The sequence below is a fragment of the Acidimicrobiales bacterium genome (assembly GCA_035536915.1).
GTDB lineage: Bacteria > Actinomycetota > Acidimicrobiia > Acidimicrobiales > JAHWLA01 > JAHWLA01.
Window position 1 is genome coordinate 138,953 of record DATLNE010000032.1, and the last position, 25,596, is coordinate 164,548.

26 protein-coding genes are annotated in these 25,596 nt (G+C 70.7%); 20 read left to right on the forward strand and 6 right to left on the reverse strand.

Annotation, left to right across the window (positions count from 1 at the left end; translation table 11 throughout):
- Positions 1 to 4 precede the first annotated feature (4 nt).
- Both murF and VM938_09215 read right to left on the reverse strand, forming a co-directional pair.
- Positions 5 to 1,456, reverse strand: coding sequence for a UDP-N-acetylmuramoyl-tripeptide--D-alanyl-D-alanine ligase (gene murF, locus VM938_09210; GenBank protein ID HVF75217.1), 1,452 nt, complete (start codon positions 1,454 to 1,456; stop codon positions 5 to 7).
- A gap of 48 nt (positions 1,457 to 1,504) precedes the next feature.
- Positions 1,505 to 2,236, reverse strand: coding sequence for an alpha/beta hydrolase (locus VM938_09215; protein ID HVF75218.1), 732 nt, complete (start codon positions 2,234 to 2,236; stop codon positions 1,505 to 1,507).
- Positions 2,237 to 2,718: 482 nt separating this feature from the next.
- On the opposite strand from VM938_09215, the gene VM938_09220 reads away from it, so the two are divergent.
- Genes VM938_09220 through VM938_09240 form a run of 5 tightly spaced genes read left to right on the forward strand, consistent with a single transcriptional unit; the run spans position 2,719 to position 7,703 of the window.
- Positions 2,719 to 4,488, forward strand: a complete 1,770-nt coding sequence (locus tag VM938_09220) for a UvrD-helicase domain-containing protein (protein ID HVF75219.1) — start codon at positions 2,719 to 2,721, stop codon at positions 4,486 to 4,488.
- 9 nt (positions 4,489 to 4,497) lie between these two features.
- Positions 4,498 to 4,986: a DUF2505 family protein gene (locus VM938_09225; protein HVF75220.1), complete on the forward strand. Its 489-nt coding sequence runs from the start codon at positions 4,498 to 4,500 to the stop codon at positions 4,984 to 4,986.
- A 31-nt stretch (positions 4,987 to 5,017) separates the two neighbouring features.
- Entirely contained in the window at positions 5,018 to 5,317 is a 300-nt protein-coding gene (locus VM938_09230) for a hypothetical protein (GenBank protein ID HVF75221.1), read from the forward strand.
- A gap of 38 nt (positions 5,318 to 5,355) precedes the next feature.
- Positions 5,356 to 7,275, forward strand: a complete 1,920-nt coding sequence (locus VM938_09235) for a TIGR03767 family metallophosphoesterase (GenBank protein ID HVF75222.1) — start codon at positions 5,356 to 5,358, stop codon at positions 7,273 to 7,275.
- A gap of 5 nt (positions 7,276 to 7,280) precedes the next feature.
- Positions 7,281 to 7,703 (forward strand): hypothetical protein, encoded by a 423-nt coding sequence (locus VM938_09240; protein ID HVF75223.1) that lies wholly within the window; start codon positions 7,281 to 7,283, stop codon positions 7,701 to 7,703.
- Positions 7,704 to 7,713: 10 nt separating this feature from the next.
- On the opposite strand, the gene VM938_09245 is transcribed toward VM938_09240, so the two are convergent.
- From VM938_09245 to VM938_09255, 3 genes are all read right to left on the reverse strand, one after another.
- Positions 7,714 to 8,394, reverse strand: coding sequence for a PaaI family thioesterase (locus tag VM938_09245; protein ID HVF75224.1), 681 nt, complete (start codon positions 8,392 to 8,394; stop codon positions 7,714 to 7,716).
- Complete coding sequence (locus VM938_09250; protein HVF75225.1) at positions 8,391 to 9,173, reverse strand: exodeoxyribonuclease III; 783 nt, start codon at positions 9,171 to 9,173, stop codon at positions 8,391 to 8,393. Before VM938_09250 ends, VM938_09245 begins: the two co-directional genes overlap by 4 nt.
- A 69-nt stretch (positions 9,174 to 9,242) precedes the next feature.
- The gene (locus VM938_09255; GenBank protein ID HVF75226.1) at positions 9,243 to 10,631 is read right to left on the reverse strand and encodes a S1 RNA-binding domain-containing protein; all 1,389 of its coding nucleotides are present in this window, start codon (positions 10,629 to 10,631) and stop codon (positions 9,243 to 9,245) included.
- Positions 10,632 to 10,680: 49 nt separating this feature from the next.
- On the opposite strand from VM938_09255, the gene VM938_09260 reads away from it, so the two are divergent.
- From VM938_09260 to VM938_09280, 5 genes are all read left to right on the forward strand, one after another.
- Complete coding sequence (locus VM938_09260) at positions 10,681 to 11,298, forward strand: HAD-IA family hydrolase (GenBank protein HVF75227.1); 618 nt, start codon at positions 10,681 to 10,683, stop codon at positions 11,296 to 11,298.
- A 5-nt stretch (positions 11,299 to 11,303) separates the two neighbouring features.
- Positions 11,304 to 12,356, forward strand: a complete 1,053-nt coding sequence (locus VM938_09265; protein HVF75228.1) for an FAD-dependent oxidoreductase — start codon at positions 11,304 to 11,306, stop codon at positions 12,354 to 12,356.
- Between the two features lie 133 nt (positions 12,357 to 12,489).
- Positions 12,490 to 12,642, forward strand: coding sequence for a hypothetical protein (locus tag VM938_09270; protein ID HVF75229.1), 153 nt, complete (start codon positions 12,490 to 12,492; stop codon positions 12,640 to 12,642).
- 2 nt (positions 12,643 to 12,644) lie between these two features.
- Positions 12,645 to 13,541, forward strand: a complete 897-nt coding sequence (locus VM938_09275; protein HVF75230.1) for an N-acetylmuramoyl-L-alanine amidase — start codon at positions 12,645 to 12,647, stop codon at positions 13,539 to 13,541.
- Between the two features lie 10 nt (positions 13,542 to 13,551).
- The gene (locus tag VM938_09280) at positions 13,552 to 14,145 is read left to right on the forward strand and encodes a GNAT family N-acetyltransferase (protein ID HVF75231.1); all 594 of its coding nucleotides are present in this window, start codon (positions 13,552 to 13,554) and stop codon (positions 14,143 to 14,145) included.
- Positions 14,146 to 14,163: 18 nt separating this feature from the next.
- Here the strand turns inward: VM938_09280 and VM938_09285 are convergent, their stop codons facing one another.
- Positions 14,164 to 17,766 carry a multifunctional oxoglutarate decarboxylase/oxoglutarate dehydrogenase thiamine pyrophosphate-binding subunit/dihydrolipoyllysine-residue succinyltransferase subunit gene (locus VM938_09285; GenBank protein HVF75232.1) on the reverse strand — a complete coding sequence of 1,201 codons (3,603 nt, stop codon included), beginning with the start codon at positions 17,764 to 17,766 and terminating at the stop codon, positions 14,164 to 14,166.
- A gap of 62 nt (positions 17,767 to 17,828) precedes the next feature.
- Between VM938_09285 and VM938_09290 the strand changes: the two genes are divergently transcribed.
- The 10 genes from VM938_09290 to VM938_09335 all read left to right on the forward strand — a co-directional run bounded on the left by VM938_09290 (position 17,829) and on the right by VM938_09335 (position 25,582).
- Positions 17,829 to 18,182 (forward strand): hypothetical protein, encoded by a 354-nt coding sequence (locus VM938_09290; protein HVF75233.1) that lies wholly within the window; start codon positions 17,829 to 17,831, stop codon positions 18,180 to 18,182.
- A gap of 90 nt (positions 18,183 to 18,272) precedes the next feature.
- Positions 18,273 to 19,919 carry an ATP-binding protein gene (locus VM938_09295; protein HVF75234.1) on the forward strand — a complete coding sequence of 549 codons (1,647 nt, stop codon included), beginning with the start codon at positions 18,273 to 18,275 and terminating at the stop codon, positions 19,917 to 19,919.
- 3 nt (positions 19,920 to 19,922) lie between these two features.
- Complete coding sequence (gene ettA / locus VM938_09300) at positions 19,923 to 21,602, forward strand: energy-dependent translational throttle protein EttA (protein ID HVF75235.1); 1,680 nt, start codon at positions 19,923 to 19,925, stop codon at positions 21,600 to 21,602.
- Positions 21,602 to 21,892: a hypothetical protein gene (locus VM938_09305; protein ID HVF75236.1), complete on the forward strand. Its 291-nt coding sequence runs from the start codon at positions 21,602 to 21,604 to the stop codon at positions 21,890 to 21,892. Before ettA ends, VM938_09305 begins: the two co-directional genes overlap by 1 nt.
- Before the next feature lie 261 nt (positions 21,893 to 22,153).
- Positions 22,154 to 22,288, forward strand: coding sequence for a hypothetical protein (locus VM938_09310; protein ID HVF75237.1), 135 nt, complete (start codon positions 22,154 to 22,156; stop codon positions 22,286 to 22,288).
- Between the two features lie 38 nt (positions 22,289 to 22,326).
- Positions 22,327 to 22,677: a 6-carboxytetrahydropterin synthase QueD gene (gene queD / locus VM938_09315; protein HVF75238.1), complete on the forward strand. Its 351-nt coding sequence runs from the start codon at positions 22,327 to 22,329 to the stop codon at positions 22,675 to 22,677.
- Complete coding sequence (gene queC / locus VM938_09320; protein HVF75239.1) at positions 22,664 to 23,323, forward strand: 7-cyano-7-deazaguanine synthase QueC; 660 nt, start codon at positions 22,664 to 22,666, stop codon at positions 23,321 to 23,323. The genes queD and queC overlap by 14 nt, the downstream gene beginning before the upstream one ends.
- Positions 23,320 to 23,997 (forward strand): 7-carboxy-7-deazaguanine synthase QueE, encoded by a 678-nt coding sequence (locus VM938_09325; protein ID HVF75240.1) that lies wholly within the window; start codon positions 23,320 to 23,322, stop codon positions 23,995 to 23,997. The genes queC and VM938_09325 overlap by 4 nt, the downstream gene beginning before the upstream one ends.
- Positions 23,998 to 24,051: 54 nt before the next feature.
- On the forward strand, positions 24,052 to 24,846 hold the full coding sequence (locus VM938_09330) for a HAMP domain-containing sensor histidine kinase (GenBank protein HVF75241.1): 795 nt from the start codon (positions 24,052 to 24,054) through the stop codon (positions 24,844 to 24,846).
- A 10-nt stretch (positions 24,847 to 24,856) separates the two neighbouring features.
- Positions 24,857 to 25,582, forward strand: a complete 726-nt coding sequence (locus VM938_09335) for an alpha/beta hydrolase (protein ID HVF75242.1) — start codon at positions 24,857 to 24,859, stop codon at positions 25,580 to 25,582.
- The last annotated feature ends 14 nt before the right edge of the window (positions 25,583 to 25,596 follow it).

The following is a 25,596-nucleotide window of genomic DNA, read 5'->3' on the forward strand; positions in this document are numbered from 1 at the left end:
GCTCCTAGGGGAAATGGTCGGGCAGGTCGTTCTCGTAGAGGACAGCGTCGCCCGGCTGCAGGTTCTCGCGCACCCAGGCCACGGCGTCCTCGCGCGTCTCCACGACGAGCACCTCAGCCTGCCCGCCTCGGGCCCCTTCCAGCAACGCCGCCCGGTTGGTGTGGCCCACCACCACGAAGTGCGTGGCCTGCGCCACGGCGGCGGCGGCGAAGCGCTGGTTCTCTTCGGCCTGGCGCGGCCCCAGTTCGACCATGCCCGGCGTCACCACCACCTGCTTGTGCCCGGGTTGCGCATGACGGGCCAGGGCGGCGAGCGCCGCTGTGGTGCCTGCGGGGTTGGCGTTGTAGGTGTCGTCGACGATGGTGAACCCGCCCGAACCCGTCGACGCCGTGAGGCGGTGCTCGGCCACCGGCAGCCCCGCCACCCGGGACTCGACCACGTCGGCAGGCACGCCGAGCTCGAGGGCCACGGCCACCGCGCACGCCACGTTCGACGGGTGCGCGCCCTCGGGCGGGTTGGCCGGCGCATCGGCGGCCCGGCAGCGCACCACTCGCTTGCCCGTCGCCTCCACCTTGTCGGCCAGCGCCGCGAGCAACGGGTGGTCGACGTTGAGCACGGCCACCGAGGCGCCCTCGAGGATCTCCGACTTGGCCTCGACGATGCCCTCTTCGGTCTTCATGCGCTCCAGGTGCACGGGGCCGATGGCGGTGATGACGGCGATGGAGGGCGGCACGAAGCGGCACAGCTCGGCGATCTCGCCCTTGCCGTAGGTGCCCATCTCGGCCACGAACACCTCGGTGCCCAGCGCCAGGTGCTCGTTGATCGCCCGGGCCAGCCCGGCCCGGTTGTTGAACGACCGCGGCGTGGGCACCACGGCCTTGGTGCCCGCGACGAGGTGGGCGATGTAGCCCTTGGTGGTGGTCTTGCCGTACGAGCCGGTGACGGCCACCACCGTGGGGCGCACCTGCTTGAGCCGGATCGAAGCCTGGTGGACGTACGGCTGGGCCAGCCGGTCCTCGATCGGCTTGGTGACGGCCAGGGCGGCGTCGACGAGGACGGGGACGAGCAGGGCGCCGAGCACGGCGAACGGCACCGGCAAACCGACCACCCAGCCGACCAGCACGAGCAGCAGTTGCAGCCCGGCCCACACGCCGGCCAGCGTGCGCATGCGGCGGGTCCAGGCCAAGGGCGCCGTGCGCCCCAGCACCGACAGGCCGAACGGTCCCGTCGCCACGGCCAGGCTGCCGACCACGCCGGCCAGCGGCGAGCCCGTCGAGAGCACGACGCCGAGCACGCCCGCCACCGCCAGCAGCCGGTTGGCGCCCAACTGCCACCAGCGGAGGGCGAAGCGCGACACCGACCCGGGCAGGTAGTGCTCGCGCTGGGCCACCCGCAGCCACCGCAGCCCGCCCGCGCCCGCGGCGGCCAGCCCGACCAACACCGCGAACAGCCTCACCGCCGCACCACCTCACGTCCCGAGTACATAGCGTGCCTTTTCCGCACGCTATGTACTCCGGACTGCGCGGGTGATGGCGGCGCGAAGGTCGGCGGGCGCCGCGGTGGGCACCAGGTGGCCCACACCGGGCAGCACGGTCACGGTGGCGTCGGCCAGCAGCGAGGCTGCGGCTGTCGCCACCGACAGCGGCACGTCGGTGTCGCCCTCGCCCCACACCAACTCCACGGGACAGCGCAGCGCCCGCAGTTGCTCCTCGTAGGTCTCGTTGACGGCCACCACGTGCACGGCCCGCATGATGCCCTGGGCGGCCCGGTAGTCGGCGGAGCCGTAGCGCCCGCGCAGCGTCTCCATGCGGGCATCCCCCACCAACCCGCGCCGGTGCAGCGCCCGGCCCAGCCGGAACTGCCACGCAGGCTTGCGCCGCACCGCCCCGGGCGGGCGCAGCAGCGGCACCCCGGTGAGCACCAGCGCCCGCACCAACTCCGGCCGGGAGGCGGCCAGGTGCACGGCGACCCGTCCGCCGAACGAGTGCCCCACCACGACCACCGGTTCGTCGACCACCTCGGCCACGGCGGAGGCATAGGCCGCCGCCCCCCACGGTTCCGGCGGTGGCGGCGTGGCCCCGAAGCCGGGCAGGTCGAGAGCCACGGCGTCGCAGCCCGCCAGCACGCCGTCGAAGTCGCGCGACGTGCGCCCCCACCCGTGGAGGGCGAGGACCCGGGGCGGCGGGGTGCCGTGGAGCGAGCCGAACAAGCGGCCGCCGGCGAAGGCCTTCAGCATCGCCGGGCGACGGTAATCGAAGGACAACCTGTGGACGCGCCGGGGGATTTCTGCCATTACCCGGGGGAAGACCTGGGGATTTATGAATACCCCCTTGACGCCTATTCACAGCAGGCGCACACTGCGAATCACTCCGGCAGGAACGCACGGAGCGACCGAGCAGGATGAAGGCCTCAGGCCGACGCCCGACTCGGGAGCGAAGAGCGAGAGAGCCGGGGGAGGTCCGAAGTCGAGGGTGGCGCAGCTTCTCCGGAAGATGCACACCAGGTCCGTCCCGAGCCGCAAGGCGAGGGGCGTACGGAGGCGGAGGACCGACGGACGGGCCCCAAGAAGTTCGGGCGACGCTTGCGTCGAATCGGCTACTTGGGGCTCCGTCGCGTAGGGACCGGGCCGGATGCCGACGGGACCCCCCGCCCGCCGGCGTCCCCTGGTCCTCGCGGGCATCCACCTCGTTGCCGGGCGCCGTTCCTACGCTCGACAGGATGGACCTGCTCGACGACCTCGATCCCGCCCAGCGGGCCGCGGTCACGTCGCAGGCCGCCCCCCTCGCCATCTTGGCCGCCGCAGGTTCGGGCAAGACCCGGGTCCTCACCCGCCGCATCGCCTACCGGGTGCGCACGCAGGAGGCCGAGGCCGACCACGTGCTCGCCGTCACCTTCACCCGCAAGGCGGCGGGCGAGCTACGCAGCCGATTGGCTGCCCTCGGCGTCGAAGGCGTCACCGTGGGCACCTTTCACGCCTTGGCCTGGGCACAGCTGCGCCGCCGGGCCCTCGACGACGGCCGCTGGGCGCCTGCCATCCTGCGCGACAAGACGCGCCTCGTCCCTCGCGACGTGGCCACCCGCATCGAGCGGGCCAAGGCCCAGGGCATCGGCCCCACCGGCGACCCCGACTACGAGCGCTACGAGGCCGACAAGCAGCGCCTCGGCTTGCTCGACTTCGACGACCTGCTGCTGCGCTGCGCCGAGGCCATCGAGGCCGACCCCGCCTTCGCCAAGGCGCTGCGCTGGCGCTTCCGCCACTTCTTCGTCGACGAGTACCAGGACGTCAACCCGCTGCAGTTCCGCCTGCTGCGGGCCTGGCTGGGCGACCGCCTCGACCTCACCGTGGTGGGCGACCCCAACCAATCCGTCTACGGCTGGAACGGCGCCGACCCCACCCTCCTGGCCCGGTTCCCCGAGCACTTCCCGACCGCCGAGGCCGTGCGCCTCGACACCAACTACCGGTCGACCGGCGCCATCGTCACCGTGGCTGCGTCGGTCCTCCCGGAAACGACTGGTGGGGCGGGCCCGCCGCGTCCGCCGCGGCACGCGGACCGCCCCGGCGCCTCGTTACCCACGGTTCGCCGCCACGACACTGCGCCGCTCGAAGCCCACGATGTCGCTCGCCAGGTGCGCTTGGCCCACGCCCCGGGCACCCCGTGGTCCGACATCGCCGTGCTGGTGCGCACCAATGCGCAACTGCGCCCGCTCGAAGCGGCGCTGCGAGCTCGGGGCATCCCCCATGCCTCGCCGGGCAACGCCTGGCTGCGCACGCCCGAGGCCAAGGCCGAGTTGCGGGCGCTGGTCGACACGCCGCCTGCCGTGCCCTTCCGCTCGGCCGTCAAAGACCTCACCGTCGAGCCGCTGGTGGAACTGGCCGCCGAGTACCAGCGCTTCGACCGGTCGCCGTCGGGACCGGGGTTCGTGTCGTGGCTGCACGCCGTCGTGCGCCCGCACGACCGCGACGGGCACGCCAACGCCGTCACCCTGGCCACCTTCCACGGGGCCAAGGGGCTGGAGTGGCCCACCGTGTTCGTGGCCGGCGTCGAAGACGGGCTGGTGCCGGTGGCGGGAGGCGACGACGAGGAAGAACGCCGCCTGCTCTACGTGGCCTTGTCGCGGGCCGTCACCACCTTGCACTGCTCGTGGGCGGCCGAACGCAACGGGCGGCTGCGCAGCCCCTCGCCATGGCTGGCCGACATCGAAGCCGCCGTGGCCGCCGTGGCCGCTGCCGCCGCACCGTTCCGGGCTCGCCGCTGCTCGCCCCGCCCCGAGGGCGACCGCGTGCTCGACGCCTTGCAGCGCTGGCGGGCCAACCAGGCCCGCGCCGCGCGTGTCCCGGCCGCCGCCGTGGTGCCCGATGCCGTGCTCGCGGCAGTGGCCGAGGCCCGGCCCACCACCTCTGCAGAACTGCAGGCCATGCTCGGCCCTCTGAAGGCGGCGGCCTTCGGCCCGTCGCTGCTCGACGTGGTCGCCCGCGCCGGGTCGTAGTCTCAGACGGTGCGGTTCCGCATCGAACAGCGTTTCGAAGCACCCCTGTCGGCCGTCGAGGACGCCCTGGTCGACCCCGCTTTCCTCGACCGCCTGGCCGAGCTGCCCAACTTGGGGCGGCCCGAGCTGCTGCGCCGGGAAGAGGTGGGCCAGATCGTGCATCTCGACGTGCGCTACGCCTTTGCGGGCCAGCTCTCCTCGGCCGTGACCGCAGTGGTCGACCCCGCTCGGCTGACCTGGGTCGACAGCGCCACCGTCGACCGCGCCACCCACCGCAGCGAGCACCGCATCCTTCCCGAGCACTACACGGGCCGGCTCACGTGCAGCTACCGCACCCACCTGGAAACCGACGGCGCCGGCACCATTCGCACCGCCGAGGGGGAATTGCGGGTGCATTTCCCTTTGGTCGGCGGACGGGTGGAGAAGGCCATCGTGGCGGGCATGGCGGAGCACGCCCAGCTCGAAGCCCGTGCCCTCGACCAGTGGATCGAGGGTTGACGGGAGCCCTTTCCGGCGCGACAACCGCGGTATGCCACCGACCTTTCTCTGGCCTGCCGAGGACGGGTGGCCCTACCCCGACAGCCCGCCCGAGACCATCGACCTCGACGCCGACGTCGACGACGACCTGCTCTCGCTGACGTCGCCTTCCACCCACGTCTTCGACGACCTGGAGCCGCTGGAGCGCCGGGTCATCACCTCGGTCTACGGGTTGGGCGGCGCACCGGTCCTGTCGTTGGAGCAGTTGCACCACCAACTGGGCGTTCCTGACGTCGATCTGCGCAACGCCTTGGGCACGGGCCTGGGCAAGCTGCGCACCCACCTGGCCTGACGGGTTCGTCAGTTCCGCCGGGTGGGATAACCAAGCCCATGGTGGAGATCTCCCGGCGCGGGTTCCTTGGTGGGGTCGGCGCCGTGGCAGCCGGCGGGTTGGTGGCGCCCGGCCTGTTCCGCTCCGAGCGGGCGGCGGCCCAGGCGCTGGCCGGGCTGGCGTCGCCTCGGGGCACGACGCTGGAAGCCACGATCATCCCGACGGGCAACGGCCCCTACCGACGGCTCACCTCCGGCCCCGGCCGGCCCTTTGTGGTGCGGACGCTCGGCGTGGAGCCCAAGCCGGGACGAGAGGGCCGCCGGGAAGGCGTGGCCTCGATCGTGCACCTCACCGACGTGCACGTCATCGACGCCCAGAGCCCGGCCCGGGTGGAGTTCCTCGACCGCTACGGCAACCCCTTCACCTCGGCGCAGCGGCCCCAAGAGGTGCTGACCGCCCAGGTGGCCGAGTCGATGGTGCGGCGCATCAACGACATCGGGCAAGGGCCGGTCACCGGGCGGCCGTTCGACTGCGCGGTGTCGACCGGCGACAACATCGACAACCAGCAGGCGAACGAGCTGGAGTGGTTCCTCACCCTGCTCGACGGCGGCCCGCTGGCACCCAACAGCGGCGGCCCCGCCTACGAGGGGGTGCAGGACCAGGACCCGCTCACGTTCGACCCCCACTACTGGCACCCCGAGGACGAGGACCCCGAGGGCGACCAGTACAAGAAGACATACGGGTTCCCCGCCTACCCCGGCCTCCTGGTGGCCGCGGTGGCGCCGTTCACGGCCACCGGGCTGACCGCGCCCTGGTTCACCGTCAACGGCAACCACGACGGGCTGGTGCAGGGCAACGCGCCGGAGAACAGCGCCTTCGAGGCCGTCGCCACCGGTTCGGTGAAGGTGGTGAACCTGCCCGCGGGCATCTCGCCGACCGACTTCCAGCGTGGCTTGGTCGAGCAGGACCCTTCCGTGCTCGCCGCCCTCGCCGTCGCCCCCGCCCGCCCCGTCACCCCCGACCCTAAGCGGCGGTTCGTGAGCTCGGTGGAGTTCGCCGCCGCCCACCTCCACGGCACGCACGACGGCCACGGCCTCACCGAGGAGAACGTGGCCACCAACACGCTCTACTACTCGTTCGAGGTTGCGCCCGCGGTCACGGGCATCGTGCTCGACACGTGCAACCGGGGCGGCTACGCCGAGGGCTCGATCGACCCGGCGCAGTTCGCGTGGCTGGAGCAGCAGTTGCGGGCGGTGTCGTCGCGCTACTTCGACAGCGCGGGCGTGGAGGTGCGCACCTCGGCGGCCGATCGGTTGGTCGTGGTCTTCAGCCACCACAACCTGGCCGCCATGACCAACGTCTTCCCCGACCCCTCGACGGGCGGGCAGCGAGTCACCGGCGATGCCATCAAGGCGCTGCTGCACCGGTTCCCCAACGTGGTGCTGTGGGTCAACGGCCACAGCCACGAGAACCGGGTGGTACCCCACCCCGACCCGGCGAGCCGCGCCGGCGGGTTCTGGGAGGTGCTCACCGCCGCCCACGTCGACTACCCGCAGCAGGCCCGCATCGTGGAGATCGTCGACAACCGCGACGGCACGTTGTCGCTGTTCGGCGTCACCGTGGAGCACGCGGCGCCGCCGACCACCACAGTGGGCGCCACCGACGTGCTGTCGCTGGCGGCCATCAGCCGCGAGCTGTCGGCCAACGACTACCAGGTCGGATTGGCCACAGCGCTGGGCACGCCGGAGGACCGCAACGTGGAACTCGTGATCGCCGCGCCGTTCAAGCTGGCGGGCTCGGTTGGACCGGGTGACGGCCGGGGGCGCGGCAAGAGCGACGAGGTCGGTCGCGCCACCGGCGGCGAGCTGGCTGCCACCGGTGGCGGGCTCGAGGTGGGCTTCGGCCTGGGTGCTGCGGCGCTGGGTGCGGCGTTGGCGTTGCGGCGGCGACGCGAGACGGCGGACGACTGCGTATCCTGAGCGCCGTGGCGTTCTGGATGTCGTTCGAGGTCTTCGACGGCTCCTTCGCCGCCTCGCTCTGGGCGGAGGCGTGGGGGGACAGCTTGGTCGAAGCAGCACTGGTCCACGGAGCCCTCGACTGGGGGTGGCACCACCAGAAATGCGGGGTGGTGTTCGAAGCCAAGTTCCCCAACGACGCGGCGTGGGCACGGTTCCGGTTCTCCGACACAGTGCGGGCCGCGCTGGAAGCCTCCCCCGACCCCACCTCGGTGATCGTCTACCGAGGGCGCAGCGGGAGCACCGGGCGCACCGAGCCGCGGCGGCCCCGCCCGTTCCGGGGCAGCGGCGCCGCCGCCCTGCCCTTGCCGCTGGGCGAGTTCGTGGTGGAAGAGGACTTCCGGGTGTTCTCGGGCGACGTCGAGCGGCGCCGCGTCAACGCCCGTCGGTAGTCGCTAGTCGCTAGTCGCCGGGCTGCTTGCGCTTGTCGTAGAGCGCGGCGATGCGCTCGAAGTCGACGGTGATGAACACGGCGTCGGCCTCGGCCGTCACCTCCTCACCGTCGAGCACGCGGCCCGACGTGAAGATCTTGCGCCCGTCGATGCGGTCGACCCGTCCTTCGAAGCGCAGGTCGGTGTAGAGCGGCGTGGGGCGGACGTAGCGGACGGTGAGCGTGCCGGTCATGCCCGGGACGCCGTTCATGGCGTTGGCCATGCCGAGCACCTCGTCGAGGGCGGCGGCGACATGCCCGCCGTGTACGCAGCCGGGCGCCCCTTCGTAGGCGGCGTTGAAGCAGGCCCGCCCCGTCACTGTGTCGCCGTCGATGGTGAGGACCAGCGGCGGGGCCAGCGGGTTGCCCTGGCCGACTTCAGGGCTGTGGTCGAACAGGGCTGTGGGCGTGCCTGCGATGGCGGATTCGCCGAAGCCGTCGAGGTCACGCCTGCCCTCGTACTCGGCCAAGCGGGCGCTGAGCTGCTCGACGGCGACGGCGGCCTCGTTCAACGCGTCGGCGGGTATGGCGCGCGACATCAGCCGCTCGATGAGCCGGCGGACGGCATCGCCCATGTGGCGGCGGGCGGCGCGGTCGGGCGTGAGCTCGGCGTCGAGGGCGCGGCGGACGAGCTCGCCCCAGCCGTTGCTCATGCGCCGTCGAGGTCGAAGTCGACGAGCATGGGGGCGTGGTCGGACGGCAACTTGCCCTTGCGGGCGAAGCGGTCGATGAGGGCGTAGCGGGCCCGTTCCACCAGCGGCTTGGAGGCCAGGATCAAGTCGATGCGCATGCCCCGGTGCATGTGGAAGTCGCCCGCCCGGTAGTCCCAGTAGGTGTAGAGCTTTTCCTCCTGGTGTAGGGCGCGGAAGGCATCCTGCAGCCCCCAGTCCTCCAGGTTCTTGAGGGCGTCGCGCTCGGGCTTGGAGGTGTGGGTGGTCTTGCGGAAGCGCTTGGGGTCCCACACGTCGCGGTCTTCGGGGGCGACGTTGTAGTCGCCGCACACGGCTACCGCTGTGTCGGGGTCGCAGGTGTTCTCCAGGTGTGTGCGCAGCCGCTCGAACCAACCGAGCTTGTACTGGTAGTGCGGGTCGTCGAGGGCCCGGCCGTTGGGCACGTAGACGCTGCTCACCCGCACGCCGCCGCACGTGGCGCTGATGAGGCGGGTGTCGTGGTCGGCCTCGATGCCTTGGCAGAAGCCCTCGACCACGTCGTCGATGCCGACCTTGCTGAGGATGGCCACGCCGTTCCACTGGCCGCTGCCGTGGTGGGCGCTCTCGTAGCCGAGCGCGTCGAAGGCCATGGTGGGGAAGGTGGCGTCGGAGAGCTTGGTCTCCTGCATGCACAGGACGTCGGGTTGGGCGTAGGCGAGCCACTCCTCCACCCGGGGCATCCGGGCCTTGAGGGAGTTCACGTTCCAGGTGGCGATGCGCATCGCCCCCAACCCTAGGCCCGCCTCACTCGGTTGCCAGTTGTGCGCGTGGGGACGCGCACTTGTGGCAACTCACGTGGCTTTCTTGGCCGCTTTCTTGGCAGGCGCCTTCTTGGCCGCGGCCTTCGTCGTGGTGGCCTTCTTGGCGGGTGCTGCCTTCTTGGGGGCCGCCTTCTTGGCCGGTGCCTTCTTGGCAGGCGCTGCCTTGGTGGTGGCCGCGGCCTTCTTGGGAGCAGCCTTCTTCGTCGCTGCCGCCTTCTTGGCGGGCGCCGCCTTCTTGGTCGCTGCCGCCTTCTTGGCGGGCGCGGCCTTCTTGGCGGGTGCCTTCTTGGCGGGCGCCTCAGCCACCGGCTCGGCGGTCTTCTTGGTGCGCTTGGCCGGCGCCTTCTTGGCCGGTGCCTCCGCGGGCGCCGCCTCGGGCTCGGGGGCGGGAGCGGCCGCCTTCTTGGTCGTCCGCTTGGCCGCAGCCTTCACCGGGGCGGCCTCGGGGGGCGCCGCCTTCTTGGCCCGCCGTCGCGTGGCCGCGGGCTTGCTGGCAGCGATCTCTTCCTCGACGGTCTCGTCGGTCGGTGTGCCCGCCACCCGTACGAACCCGGGCAGGGCGAGCTCGATGCCCCGCCGGGGCGGGTCGAGGGCCTGCACCACGAACCGGCGGGTCTCGCCCTTGCGCAGCACGTCGCGTGCGGCTCGGGGGGCGGGGTCGCCCATGGCGCTCAAGGGGATGTAGCACCGGGCCTCGCCCACCATCACGAAGGCGCCGTGCGACGAGAAGCTCTCGACCTCGCCGTCGACCTCGCTGCCCGGCTTGTGGTCGGCCACGAACTGGATGAACGACAGGGGCTCGTTGACGGGCTCGGCAGGAGGCGCCGCGGCCGTGCCGCTACGGCGGCGCCGGCGGCGACGGGCCGAGGGCGACTCGGGCTCGACCGCTTCGTCGGTGGCCACCTCGATGGCCTTGGCCACCTTCTTCGACCGCGCCCCTTCGACCTTGGCCGGGCGCTTGGCCCGCTTGGCTTCGGCCACTGCGGTGCGCGACCGCGGCCCGCGCACGGGCGTGCGGGGGGTGAAGATCCAGCCCACGCCGGGCACCGGCTTGCCGCCGATGAGCCGTCCGTTGTTGAACAGCCACTCGTGCTCGCCGTGGAACTCCTGAAAGGAGTCGTTGGACAGGACGGTGGCGCCCACCTTGTCGGCGATGCGCAGCAGGAAGGCGTCGCCCCGGCCGATGGCGCCGGCAGGCGGAGACACGATCTCGTTGTGGGCGACCGCCTCGTCGAAGGCGGCTCGCTCCGATTCGTCGATGCGGTGGCCGAAGGTGGCGTCGACGACGACGATGATCTCGTCGTCGGGGAATTCCTTCTGGTACTCGGCCACAGCCTCGACCAACTGGTTGAGGCTCGGCATCGAGCGACCTTCGGTGGCGATGTTGGAGCCGTCGACGACGACACTTCGTTCAGACACGGTCCCAGCAGATTAAGCGACCGCTGGGACCCTCCCTAGGATGCCCGCCGTGATCAAGGCCGTCCTGTGGGACTTCGGAGGCGTCATCCTGTCGAGCCCGTTCGAGGCGATGCGCCGCTTCGAGGAGGAGCACGGGCTGCCGCGCGACTTCTTCCGCACCCTCAACGCGGCCAACCCGCACGACAACGCCTGGGCCAAGCTGGAGCGCAACGAGGTCAGCATCGACGGCTTCTGCGAGCTGTTCGAAGCCGAGGCGACCGAGGCGGGCCACACCGTCGACGCCCGTGCCGTGCTGGCCTTGCTGCTGGGCGACATCCGCCCCCAGGTGGTCGAGGCGGTAAAGCGGTGCAAGGAGCGGCTGAAGGTCGGGCTGCTCACCAACAACTTCGCCTGGGGCGACGGGCCGCCGGAGATCAAGGCGATCGTGGCGTTGTTCGACGCCGTGGTGGAGTCGAGCAAGGTCGGCATCCGCAAGCCCGAGGTGCGCTTCTACGAGTTGGCGTGCGAACTGCTCGACATCGAACCGCACGAAGCGGTGTTCCTCGACGACCTCGGCGTGAACCTCAAGCCCGCCCGGGCCATGGGCATGACGACGATCAAGGTGGAGGATCCCGACGCCGCCCTCGACGAGCTGGAGCGCGTCGTCGGCTTTCCTGTGCGAATCTGACGGGCATGAGGCGCTGCGACGTCGTCGTGGTGGGCGCCGGCGTGATGGGGGCGGCAGTGGCGTGGGAGCTCTCCCGACGGGGGACGCACGTCGTCACGGTCGAGCAGTTCGAATACCTCCACACGCGGGGAAGCTCGCACGGCGCTACCCGGACGTTCCGCTTGGCCGACCGTGACCCGGCGCTTGTGCGCCTGGCCGCCGAAGCGCTGCCGTTGTGGCGGGCGCTGGAAGAGGACGCCGAGAAAGAGGTGCTCGTCACCACCGGCGGGGTCGACCACGGCGACGTAGAGGAGCTGCGGGCCATCGCCGCCACCCTCGACGGGGCGGGCGTGCGCTACGACGTGCTGCAAGCCGAAGTGGCCGCCGAGCGATGGCCCGGGATGCGTTTCGTCGGGCCGGTCGTGTACCAGCGCGACGGCGGGCGGCTGCTGTCGGAACAGGCGCTGCGGGCGTTCACCGAGGCGGCCGCCTCGCACGGGGCCGAGGTCTACTACTCGCAGCCGGTGCACGAGATCGAGGTGCTCGACGAGGCCGACGGCGGCGACGTCGTGGTGGTGACCGACTTCGACGAGTACATCGCACCGGTGGTCGTGGTGGCCGCCGGGGCGTGGGCCGACAAGCTGGTCGACGGGCTCGCTTCTGCACCGCCGTTGACGGTGACCCAGGAGCAGACGTTCCACTTCCTGCCCCGCCGCGACGACATGGCGTGGCCCAGCTTCGTGCACTACGGCGAGCCCGCCCGCTACGGCCTGGAGACGCCCGACGAGGGCGTGAAGGTGGCCGAGCACGGCACCGGCGCGGTAGTCGACCCCGACGAACGCGACAACGAGATCGACCCCCTCGGCGAGCAGCGGGTGGTCGACTACGTGGAGGAGTGGCTGCCCGGGTTGGAGACCTGGGCCACCACGGCCACCACGTGCCTCTACGCCACCGCCCCCGACAACGCCTTCGTGGTCGAGCGCCACGGCCCCATCGTGGTGGCCGCAGGCTTCAGCGGCCACGGCTTCAAGCACGCGCCGGCCATCGCCCGCCGCATCGCCGCCCTCGTGCAGGACTAGGCCGGTCGAGCGAAGTTGCGTAGGAATCGCGCCGGAAAACGGCGCGATCTCTACACAAGTTCGCACGCGGGTGACGGAACTTCACCCGTTTGGGTGTCGCAACGACTGAATGGCGCTTCATACGGTCGCCGGCATGGAGCCGGACGACGAACAGGAATCGTGTGGGATCGACTTCGAGGCCGACGCCACGCCGGACGAGAACCTGCTGTACGTGGTCCTCTCGCCGGAAGGCGACCCCGCCCGGATCGAGGAGTACCACCGCCTCGCCACAGCGGGAGGTGCGTAACGGTGCCCCGCCAACTGTGGCTGGCCGACCGCCTGCGCCAAGCGGGCCTGACAGTGGTGGAGGTCGACGGCTGGCAGTCACGCGGCGCCGAGTCGTTCAACCCTCGCGGCGTGGTGTGCCATCACACCGCGGGCAGCGCCAACGGCGACATGCCGAGCCTCGGCCTCCTGGTGCGGGGCCGGTCCGACTGCCCCGGCCCGTTGTGCAACGTGGGCTTGGCTCGCAGCGGCGCCGTCTACGTGGTGGCCTCAGGCCGGGCCAACCACGCGGGCAAGGGCGCGTGGCGCGACCTGACGGGCAACTCGTCGGTCCTCGGCATCGAGGCCGAGAACACCGGGCGGGGCGAAGCCTGGCCGCAGGTACAACTCGACGCCTACGTGCGCCTGGCCGCCGCGCTGCAGGGCGCAGTGGGCGGCAACGTCGACAACATCTGCGCCCACCGAGAGTGGACGTCGCGCAAGATCGACCCGGCCGGCATCGACATGAACGACTTCCGGGCGCGGGCGGCCCAGATCCTCGGCGGCGCCAACCCGCCGCCCCCGCCACCGCCTTCCCCGCCGACAACCGACCAGAAGGGCCGCATCGCCGAGCTGCAGCAACTGGTCGGCGCGGGCGCCGACGGCGCGTGGGGGTCGAACACCGATGCGGCGTGCAGTCGCAACATGATCGGCTGGCCCGACTTCGTGCGGGGCCACGCCCCGACCCTGGCCGACAAGCTCACGGGCAACACCAACCGCGAGCTCGTGCGCTGGCTGCAGCGCCAAGGCAACCGCAAGCTCAGCCTCAACCTCACCGAGGATGGCCTCCTCGGCCCGGCCACCAACCACTTCATCGTCGTGGGCCTGGGCCAGGGCGACGGCGTCTGCGGGCCCAAGGGCTTCAAAGCCGCAGTGGCGTAGCGTTCGCGCCATGGAAATCCGACGAGCGACCGACGGCGACCGCCCGCAACTGGCCGAGACGTTGGCCCGCGCCTTCGCCGACGATCCCGTCGTCACGTGGCTCGCGACACCCAAGGCCTACGCCCGTGGCGGCACGCGAACCTTTGCCGCCGCCCTGAAGACCACATACCTGCCCAAGGCCGAGGTCTACAGCGCGGGCGAGGGCAAGGGCGTCGTCATCTGGGTGCCGCCCGACAAGTGGAAGGCCCCCGCCACCGACAGCCTGCGCCTGCTCCCGGCCTACCGGGCCATGTGCGGACGGCGGCTCCCCCGGGTCCTCAAGCTGGTGACGGCCATGGAGAAGCGCCACGCCACCATCGACGAGCCCCACTGGTACATCCCCTTCATCGCCACCGACCCCGCCGCCCAAGGCAAGGGCCTTGGCAGCGCCCTGCTGGAGCACGTGCTCGAAAAGGCCGACGCCGAGGGACGCCCCGCCTACCTCGAGGCCACGTCGCCGCGCAACAAGCTGCTGTACCACCGCCACGGGTTCGTGCCGATGGGCGACGAACTGCGAGTGGCCGACTCGCCGCCCCTCACCCCCATGTGGCGCACGCCCCGCTGAGCCCGCTTCTGGTCCGGGTTAGAGGCCCTCGAACGTGCGGGCCAAGAGGTCTTCCTGCTCCATGGCGTGCAGGGCGGCGGAGCCGGAGGCGGGCGAACCCGTCTCCACCCGGCTGGCGTGGCGGACCGTGAAGTCGTCGCCTGCAACCTGCAGGAGCCGTGGCTGCACGAACGTCCACGCACCCATGTTCTCGGGCTCCTCCTGCAGCCACGCCACCTCACCCGCGTTGGGATAGCGAGCCAGCGCGGCGGCCACCTGTTCCTCGGGCCACGGGTAGAGCTGCTCGACCCGCACGACCGCAGCAGGCAGGCCCGCCTCGTCGCGTCGAGCCATGGCCTCGTAGGCCACCTTGCCCGAGCACAGCACCACGCGGCGCACCGAGGCGGCGTCGTCCACCGACGCGTCGTCGATCACCTCGCGGAAGCGACCGTCGGCCAATTCGTCGACCCGGGTGCGGGCCTGGCGCGCCCGCAGCAGGGACTTGGGCGTCATGACCACCAACGGCTTGCGCTTGTCGCGCACCACTTGGCGCCGCAGCAGGTGGAAGTACTGGCCCGCCGTCGACGGGTAGACGACCTGGATGTTGTCCTCGGCCGACAGGGTGAGGAAGCGCTCCAGCCGGGCCGAGGAGTGCTCCGGGCCCTGGCCTTCGTAGCCGTGCGGCAACAGCAGGGTGACCCCTGAGGTCTGCCCCCACTTGTCTTCGGCCGCCACGATGAACTGGTCGATGATCACCTGGCCGCCGTTGACGAAGTCGCCGAACTGGGCCTCCCACGCCACCAGGGCGTCCTTGTGCACCACCGAATAGCCGTACTCGAAGCCCAACGCAGCGAACTCCGACAGCAGCGAGTCGTAGATGAAGAACCGGCCCTGCTCGCCGGCGGGCGCCAGTGTGGCCAACGGGACGTGCTCGTGGCCCTCCTCGTAGTCGACGAGCACGGCATGGCGCTGCGAGAACGTGCCCCGTCGGGTGTCCTGCCCGGCCACGCGCACGTCGCGCCCTTCCAGCAGCAACGACCCCAGGGCGAGCGCCTCGCCCAAGGCCCAGTCGACCTCGCCGTCGGCGTAGACCTTGGCCCGCGCCTCCAACTGCTTGCCCAGCTTGGGGTGGACGGTGAAGCCCTCGGGCGGGTTGTGCAGGGCGGTGGCGATGCGGTCGAGCACATCGCGGTCGACGCCGGTGGGCGGCGACGACTGCACCTCGACCGACGGCGCGGTGACCAACGCCGTGGGCCGCGGCGGGGCTGCTTGCCGGGTCTCCTCCAACGCCACCTGCAGGCGGGCCGAGAAGTCCTCCAGTGCCTTCTCCGCCTCCTCGACGGTGATGTCGCCCCGGTTGACCAACGCTTCCGTGTAGAGCTTGCGCACCGAGCGCCGCTTCTCGATGCGCTCGTACATCTGGGGCTGCGTGTAGCTCGGCTCGTCGCCTTCGTTGTGGCCGAACCGGCGGTAGCAGACCATGTCGATGACGACGTCCTTCTTGAACGCCTGGCGGAACAAGAACGCCAGGCGCGCCACCCGCACGCACGCCTCGGGGTCGTCGCCGTTCACGTGGAAGATCGGCGCCTGCACCATCTTGGCCACGTCGGTGGCGTACACCGACGAGCGCGCCGACTCCGGTGCGGTGGTGAAGCCGACCTGGTTGTTGATGACCAAGTGGATGGTGCCGCCGGTGCGATAGCCCCGCAACGCCGAGAGGTTGAGCGTCTCGGCCACCACCCCTTGGCCTGCGAAGGCGGCGTCGCCATGGATCAGCAGCGGCAACACCGGGTACTCGGTGCCCTGGTCGAGCAGGTCCTGCTTGGCCCGGGCCATGCCTTCGACCACGGGGTCGACGGCTTCGAGGTGCGACGGGTTGGACGCCAACGTGACCGGGATCTCCCGGCCCGACAGCCCCACGTACTTGCCCGCCGCGCCCTTGTGGTACTTCACGTCGCCCGAGCCCTGCACGGTGTTGGGGTCGATGTCGCCCTCGAACTCCCGGAACAGCTCGCGGTACGACTTGCCCACGATGTTGGCCAGCACGTTGAGCCGGCCGCGGTGGGCCATGCCGAACACGACCTCGGCCAGGCCACCCCGCGCCGCCTCGTCGATGATGGTGTCGAGCATGGGGATGGCCGACTCGCCGCCCTCCAAGCCGAAGCGCTTCTGGCCCACGTACTTGGTGTGGAGGAAGCGTTCGAAAGCCTCAGCCGCGTTGAGGCGGTCGAGGATGTGGCGCTGCTCGTCCTTCGAGAGCTGCGAGTTGACGCCCTCCACGTGCTGCTGGATCCAGCGCTTCTGGTCGGGCTCCTGGATGTGCATGTACTCGACGCCGATGGTGCGGCAGTAGGCATCTCGCAGGATGCCCAGGGCGTCGCCGAAGGTCATGACATCGCGCCCGGCCAGGCCGTCGACGTAGAACTCGCGGTCGAGGTCCCAGATGGTCAGGCCGTAGGTGGCCGGGTCGAGCTCGGCGTGCATGCGCGGCTCTTTGGCCGCCAGCGGGTCGAGGTCGGCGATGAGGTGGCCGCGCACCCGGTACATGTTGATGAGCGTCTGGACGTGCACCTGCTTCTCCAGGTGCGAGCGCTCGCGGTCGACGGGGTTGATGTCGCGCCGCCACCGCACCGGCTCGTAGGGCACGCCGGTGCTCTTGAACACCTCGTCGTAGAAGCCGTCCTCGCCCAGCAGCAACCGGTGCACGCGCTGGAGGAACTCGCCCGACTCCGCCCCCTGGATGATGCGGTGGTCGTAGGTCGAGGTGATCGTCATGACCTTGCTGACGCCGAGCTCGGCCAGCATGCGGGGGTCGGCCGCCTGGTACTCCTCGGGGTAGTCGAGGCGCCCGACGCCGACGATCAGGCCCTGGCCGGGCATGAGCCGGGGAACCGACTGCACGGTGCCGATGGTGCCCGGGTTGGTGAGGCTGACGGTGGTGCCCGCGAAGTCGTCCGCGGTGATCTTGTTGTTGCGGACCTTGCGGATGAGCTCCTCGTAGGCCAGCCAGAAGCCCTTGAAGTCGAGCGTGTCGGCTTCCTTGATGCACGGCACCAGGAGGGTGTGGCTGCCGTCGGACTTGGTGACGTCGACGGCCAGGCCGAGGCCGACGTGCTCGTGTCGCATCACCGACGGTGGCTCGCCTTCGACGAACGACGAGTTCATCACCGGCACCTCGCGCAGCGCCTGCACCACGGCGTAGCCGATGAGGTGGGTGAAGGACACCTTGCCGCCGCGGGTGCGCGACAGGTGGTTGTTGAGGATCTTGCGGTTGACCTCGAGCAGGCGGGCGGGCACCACCCGGAAGCTGGTGGCCGTGGGGACGCCGAGGCTGGCCTCCATGTTCTGCACGATGCGGGCGGCAGCGCCCCGCAACGGCTGCGCCCCAGGCGGAGCGGCAGGGGCCGGGGTCGGTGCGGGGGTGGGTGCGGCGGCGGCCGGGGCGGCCGCAGGCGCGGGAGCTGCCGCTGCCTTGGGGGCGGCGCCGTTGGTCGGCTGCACGTCCTCCGGGCGGTAGTCGGCAAAGAACTCCTGCCAGCTTTCGCTGACGGAAGCGGGGTCCTGCCGGTACTGCTGGTACATCTCCTCGACGAGCCACTGGTTCGGCCCGAAGGAAGCAGCGCTGCTTTGGTCCTCGGCCATCGACCTCGATCCTACCGGCCGCCTTGTGCGGCCCATTTCCAACAAACCGATAGGTTCCCTTTATGCCCACGCTCGCGGTCGAGGACGACGACCTCGTGGTCCGCTTTTCCGGCCTGGAGGCCGCCTATGCCCTGCGGCGCACCGTTCGCATCCCCCGCACGGCCGTCGTCTCCGCCGCGGTCGGGCCGCCGCCCAAGCGCCGAGGCCTGCGGGCACCCGGCGCACACCTGCCAGGCCGGCTCAGCTTCGGCACGTGGCGGGGCCGCTTCGGCAAGGACCTGTGGGGCGTGCACCGGGGTGAGCGAGTGGTGGTGATCGAGCTCGACGGCGGCGCCGCGTTCGAGCGCCTGGTGCTCGAAGTGGACGACCCCGGCGGGGTAGTCGCCGCACTGCGTCAGGCAGCCTTCGGCCGCTAGCGAGTTATGCCAAACTTGTAATCCATGGCTCGCCAATCACAAAGTTTGCCATACCCGCCGTTTCACCCGGAGAACCCGGACACCCCTCCGATGGTATTCACCGCGGCGGATTTCAAGGCGGCCTTTCCAGGGGAGACGCACTACGTCGAGCGCAAGTCCGGGCTCGGCGGAAAGGCGCTGCAAGACGCCGTCGTGGCGTTTTCGAATGCGGACGGCGGCGTGATCCTCATCGGCGTCGACGACAGCGGGCGGCTCGTGGGCAAGGAGCTTTCGCAGGCCGCGGCAGAAAGCATCCACGCCGCCCTCGCCGAGGTGCACAGCCCAGGGCGCTACGAGGTCATCCAACTCGTCGTGGATCGGATCCCCATCATCGTCATCGCGGTGGCGAAGCGCACGGAGGGGTTCGCGCAGGCATCGAACGGACGGGTGCTCGTCCGCCGCGGACCTCGGAACACAGCATTGATCGGGTCCGACCTGCGCGAGTTCATCTCGTCGCGGTCGCTCGGCAGGTTCGAGCGCGAGGCAAGCGGCGTCCCGCTCGCTGATGTCGAAGATGACGCGCTGGCCACGGTGAGGCGCGCCTTCGGGTGGTCGGACTCCGACGACTTGCCGGAGCGGTTGGAGGAACGCGGGCTTGTCAAGCAGCATCGGCGAAAGACCACACTCACCGTCGCAGGCTCGCTCTTGCTCCTCGACACGCCCCGGATCGTCGTCCCCAAAGCGTTCATCGAGATACTGCGGTTTCGGGAGGGGGCCACCGAGTACGACCGACGCACAGAGATCGACGGGCCTGCGTTCGTCCAAATCCGCGAGGCGACGCGCCTCGTGATGGACGAGCTCGGCACCGAGATGGTCGTCCTCGGACTGCACCGGCACGAACTGGCGCGCGTGCCGGAGGTCGTCCTTCGGGAAGCGATCGCCAACGCTGTCGCACATCGCAGCTATGAGCTCAGCGGCTCTGCAACGCGAATCGAAATCAGGCCCCACTCGGTCGAGATCACCTCCCCTGGTGGGCTCCCTGAGCCGGTAACCGTGAAGAACATCCGAGAGACGCAGGCAGCCCGTAATCCCGACATCATCACGACGCTGCGCCGAATGGGCCTCGCAGAGGACGTAGGGCGGGGTGTCGATGTCATGCAGGACACCATGATGGAGGAACTGCTTGACCCTCCCCGGTTCGAAGACCTCCGCCACGCAGTTCGCGTGACGTTGCCGACCCACGGCGCGGTCAGCCCGCGGGAGCGCGCCTGGGTGAGAGAGCTCGAGACCAGAGGTGACCTCGGTCCACGCGATCGAATCCTTCTGGTCCACGCAGCTCGCGGCGAAGTACTGACGAACTCCTCAGCGCGCGCTCTCCTCGGCGTGGACAGCGTGCACGCCCGACAGGCTCTGCAGCGCCTGAGGGACGGCGGGTTCCTCATCCAGACGGGAAGCCGCGGGGGGGCGACCTACCACCTCAGCGATGCCATCCACCCACCGCTCGGCCTACGCATGCGTCGCGACGAGATCGAGGCCTTCGTGTTGAGCCTGGCGGACGGCGGGCCCCTGACGAACGCCACCGTTCGCGCCCAGACCGGGTTGGATCGTGTGGATGCGCTCCGAATTCTGGAGAGGCTGACGGCCAGAGGTCACCTGATTCGGAGAGGCGAGCGCCGGGGCGTCCACTACGTCAAGCCTTCGACGGGTCAGGGCTTGGACTTCGGGCGGGGAACGCCGGACGGTCAACTACCGTCCTAGCCCATGGCCCCGCAGTTCATCTTCACCATGCGCGATCTCCGACGGTTCTATCCGCCGGACCGAGAGGTGCTGAAGGGCATCAACATCTCGATGTACCCCGGCGCCAAGATCGGCGTGCTGGGGGCCAACGGGTCAGGCAAGTCGTCGCTGTTGAAGATCATGGCGGGTGAGGACGACGGTTACACCGGCGAGGCCCGCCTCACCCCCGGCTTCACCGTGGGCTACCTGGCCCAGGAGCCCCACCTCGACCCGACCAAGGACGTGCTCGGCAACGTCGAGGACGGCGTGGGCGAGACCAAGGCGCTGGTCGACCGCTACAACGCGGTGTGCGAGGCCATGGGCGACCCCGAGGCCGACTTCGACAAGCTGCTGGCCGAGCAGTCGGCACTGCAGGACAAGATCGACGCCGCGGGCGCCTGGGACCTGGAGCGCACGCTGGAGGTCGCCATGGACGCCCTGCGGCTGCCGCCGGGCGACGCCGACGTCTCCACCCTGTCGGGCGGCGAACGGCGCCGGGTAGCGCTGTGCCGGCTGCTGCTCCAGCGCCCCGACCTGCTCCTGCTCGACGAACCCACCAACCACCTCGACGCCGAGTCGGTGGCGTGGCTGGAGCGCTTCCTCCAGGACTACCCCGGCACCGTGGTGGCCGTGACCCACGACCGCTACTTCCTCGACAACGTGGCGGGCTGGATCCTCGAGCTCGACCGTGGTGCGGGCATCCCGTGGGAAGGCAACTACTCGTCGTGGCTGGAGCAGAAGCAGCACCGCCTGGCCAACGAGGAGAAGGCCGACAAAGCCCGCCAGCGCACGTTGGAACGCGAACTGGAGTGGATCCGCATGTCGCCCCGCGCCCGGCAGGCCAAGGGCAAGGCCCGCCTGTCGTCGTACGAGCAGCTGCTGGCCGACGCCGCCTCCGGCCCTGAGCGCATCGAGAAGCTGGAGATCACCATCCCGCCCGGCCCTCGCCTAGGCGACGTGGTGGTCGAAGCCGACAAACTGGTGAAGGGCTACGGCGACCGCCTGCTCGTCGACGACCTCACCTTCTCGCTGCCCAAGGGCGGCATCGTCGGCGTCATCGGCCCCAACGGCGCGGGCAAGACCACGCTCTTCCGCATGATCACCGGGCAGGACAAGCCCGACGAGGGTGAGCTGCGGGTGGGCAGCACCGTGGAGCTGGCCTACGTCGACCAGTCGCGCGACACCTTGGACGGCTCCAAGACCGTCTACGAGGAGATCACCGGCGGCGTCGACGAGCTGGTGGTCGGCGGTCGCTCCATCCACGGACGGGCCTATGTCTCGTCGTTCATGTTCAAGGGCTCCGACCAGCAGAAGAAGGTCGGCGAGCTCTCGGGCGGCGAACGCAACCGGCTCCACCTGGCCAAGGTGCTGCGCTCGGGGGGCAACGTCCTGCTGCTCGACGAACCCACCAACGACCTCGACGTCGACACCTTGCGGGCACTGGAGGACGCGCTGCTGTCGTTCGCCGGTTGCGCGGTGGTCATCAGCCACGACCGCTGGTTCCTCGACCGAATCGCCACCCACATGCTGGCCTTCGAGGGCAACTCGCAGGTCTTCTGGTACGAGGGCGGCTACTCCGACTACGAGGCCGACCGCAAGAAGCGCCTGGGCGGCGAGGCCGACCAGCCGCACCGCATCAAGTACAAGCCCCTCGTCCGCAGCTGATGAGCGCCACAGCCGTCCGCCGTCTGGTGGTGGCCGTGTGCGTGCTCGGCATCGCCGGGATGATCGTCAGCTCGATCGCCGACAACACCGGCGCCGCCCTCACGTGCGGTTTGGTCACCGCGGTGGCCGTCCTCTGCGCCATCGTGGCCACGGCGGTGGGCGGGCGGCCCGACGAGGAGCAGGCGGCCCGCGTGGAAGCGGCAGTGCAGGAACTGGTGGCGGCAGGGGCCGAGGAGGCGGCGGTGCGGAGGCTCGTCGGGGAGGCCGTGCGGCTGGGAAAGGGCCGCTGAGCGCGAAAAAGGCGGCGGGGGCAGGTGCACGGCGGACGCACCCGCACCCCGACGCCAGGTCAAACGGTGGCATGAACCGCGGCCCGCGTCAATGCCAAACATCGCTAGCCTGAACCGACAACCTCGGTCGGATCGCCTCAATCCGCTTCGGACGGTGCCGATGAATGGAGTATGGCGAACAGTGCAGTGTTGAAGAGCAGGGCTGTCGAACGAACGGTTGAACCGGGGAATTCCGCGGTTTGTGCCCATTGCGGCGCTCCGGTGAAGTTCGTGGCCCGCGCCCAGCTGCGCCAGGTCATCGCCAACGTCTACGTCGACGGCAACTGGGCCCGGGTCGAGCACTTCCACAGCGACTGCTACGGCGAGGCGGGGGAGCCCTACGGCCCCACCGGCTGAGCGCCGGCGGCACGGCCGCCGGGTAGCGTGACCTCGTCATGCGCACGCGAGTCACCCGGTCGTTCGACTTCGAGGCAGCCCACGAGCTGCCGTGGCACGAAGGCAAGTGCAAGCGGTTGCACGGCCACAACTACCGCTTCGAGGTGACCGTGGAAGGGCCGCTTGACGCCCGCGGCGTGGTCCTCGATTTCGACGACCTCAAGCGGGTCGTCACCGCCGAGGTCCTCGACCGCTACGACCACCGCTACCTCAACGACTTCTTCGACAACCCCACCGCCGAACTGGTGGCGTCCGACGTGTGGAAGCGCATCGAGGCGGCAGGCCTGCGGGTGGTGCGCCTGCGGCTGTGGGAGACGCCCGACTCCTCGGTCGAACTTGTCGCGGACTAACCGGGCGCGCTCTGTCGTCGTCCTCTCCGGGGGGCTCGACTCCACCGTGTGCATGGGCGTGGCCGAGCCACCGCTCGTCGCCCTCACCGTCGACTACGGCCAACGCCATCGGGTGGAGTTGGAGCGGGCCGCGGCAGTGGCCGCCCACTACGACGCCGAACACTTGGTGCTGCCGCTCGACTTGTCGCGCTGGGGCGGCTCGGCCTTGACCGATGCGGCCGTCGACGTGCCGGAGGCCGGTGGCACGGGCATACCGGTGACCTACGTGCCCGCCCGCAACCTGATCTTCCTCTCGGTGGCCATGGGCGTAGCCGAGGCGCGCGACGCCGACGCGGTGTACCTGGGCGTCAACGCCCTCGACTACAGCGGCTACCCCGACTGCCGGCCCGAGTTCGTGGCGTCGTTCCAACGGACGGCGGCGCTGGCCTTGAAACGAGGCGTGGAGGGACGGCCGGTCGAGGTACGCACCCCGTTGATCGACCTGTCGAAGGCCGACATCGTGCGGCTGGGGCTGTCGGTGGGCGCGCCGTTGGCCCTCACGTGGTCGTGCTACCAAGGCGGCGCGGCGCCCTGTGGCGCGTGCGACTCGTGCGCCCTGCGGGCCAAGGGGTTCGCCGAGGCGGGCGTGGCGGACCCAGCCCTGTGAGCCTCGTCGTGGCCGAGGTGTTCGGCCCCACCTGGCAGGGCGAAGGGCCGTCGCTGGGGCGGACGGCGGCCTTCGTGCGTCTGGGCCGGTGCAACCTGGCCTGCACGTGGTGCGACACGCCCTACACGTGGGACTGGTCGCGCTTCGACGCCTCGGTCGAGCTGGCCGAGCTGTCGGTCGACGAGGTGCTGGCCCAGGTCGACGCCATGGGGCCCGTCGAGTTGTTGGTGCTCACGGGCGGCGAGCCGTTACTGCAGCAGTCGCGACTGGTGCCGCTGCTCGCCGGGGCGCGTGCACGCGGGTTGCGGACCGAGGTCGAGACGGCGGGCACGTTGGCACCCTCGGCCGCGGTGGTCGACATGGTCGACGGGTTCAACGTGTCGCCCAAGCTGGCCAACTCGGGCAATCCGGTCGAACGGCGCTGGAAGCCCGACGTGCTGGCAGCTTTTCAGTCGACCGGAAAGGCGGCGTTCAAGTTCGTGGTGCGAGAAGCGGCAGAACTCGACGAAGTGGCGGCCTTCGGCGTCGCCCCCGTGTGGGTCATGCCGGAGGGCAGCGACGCGGACACGTTGACCCGGCGCATGCACGACCTGGCCGAGCCCGTGCTGGCCCGCGGCTGGAACCTGTCGCCCCGCCTCCACGTCCACCTCTGGGGAGACCGCCGCGGCGTCTGACGGCGGGCTCAACTCCGCACCGTTCGAGGCCGACAGTCCGGTATGAGCTTTCCGTTGACGGACGAAGCCCAGGTACGGGCCATGGTGGCGCTGCTGGAAGCCCAGGCCGCCCAAGTCGCCTCGTTGCGTCAGGCCGTGGAGACGCTGGAGGGACGGCTGTCGCTGCGCAACGCCCTCGACCTGGTGGTGTCCGACGAGGTCCAGCAGGCGCTAGCCGACCTGCGCATGGCGCTGCAGGCCCTGCGACGGCTGCCCACCGGTGACCGTCGTTCGCAATGGCTGGCCGACGAAGCGTCGTCGCGAGCCGAGCTATTGGCCACCCGCATCGGCGAGCTACTGGCTCCCGCCCCCCTGTCGCCCGTATCGCTGGAGCGCGAGACGACCAAGGAAATCGCTTTTGCCGAGGTGCTCGACCGCGCCCTCGACGCCGTGCCCACCTTGCCGTCCGGCGTGTTCCGCTGCGAGGCGCCCGATGGGTTGATGATCTCGACGGCACCGACCAGGTTGGCCGCCGTGCTCGCCGCCTTGGTCGACAACGCGGCCCGTCACGGTGACGGCGCGGAGATCGTGTGCGACGCCAACCTCGCCTTCGGCGACCTGGTGGTGAGCATCCTCGACAACGGCCCCGGCCTGCGGGGCGCTGACCCAGAGTCGCTGTTCCCGCCGTTCGAAGGCGACGGGCCGGGGATCGGCCTGTACGTGGCCCGCATGCTCGCCCGCTCGTTGGGTGGCGACGTCACCCTGGCCGACCGCCCCGAGGGCGGCGCGGCAGCGACGGTGACGTTGCCCCAGCACCGCAGCGAAGACGCCGCCCCGCGTAGTACGCGCGACATCAGCGCGGGCTGGTAGCAACGGGGGCGTGGCCGCCCCTCTCGTCGTCTTCGTGCACGGCGCCCTCGACCGCGCCACCTCGTTCGAACGGGTGCGGCGTTGCCTCCCCGACGTGGAGTCGGTCTCCTACGACCGGCGTGGCTACGGCCGGGCGCGTGACCTCGGCGTGACCGACTTCGACGGCCACGTCACCGACTTGCTCGACCGGGTGGGCGACGGCCCGGCAATCGTGGTGGGCCACAGCCTGGGCGGCGACATCGCACTGGCCGCCGCCGTGCGGCGGCCCGACGCCGTGCGGGCGGTGGTGGCCTACGAAGCGCCCATGCCGTGGCAGCCGTGGTGGCCGACCGACACCGCAGGCGGGGCCGCCACACAGGCCACCGACCCCGAGGACGCCGCCGAGGCGTTCATGCGGCGCATGGTGGGCGACGCCCGGTGGGAGCGGCTGCCCGCCCGCACCAAGGCCGACCGGCGGGGCGAGGGGGTGGCCCTGTTGGCCGACCTGCGCGCTATCCGCCACGAGGCCCCGTTCGACCTGGCCGACGTGTCGGTGCCCGTGGTGCTGGGCGTGGGCGGGCAGTCGCGGGAGCACCAGAAGGAAGCCGCCCCCAAGCTGGCTGCCGCGCTCCCCCGGGCCGAGCTCGTGGTCATCGAAGACGCGAGCCACGGCGCCCACCTGAGCCATCCCAAAGAGTTCGCCGCCCTCGTCCGCCGCGCCCTCGCCGAAGTTGGGGTGGGATCGCGCCCGGTTTGAGCGCGGTTGCGACC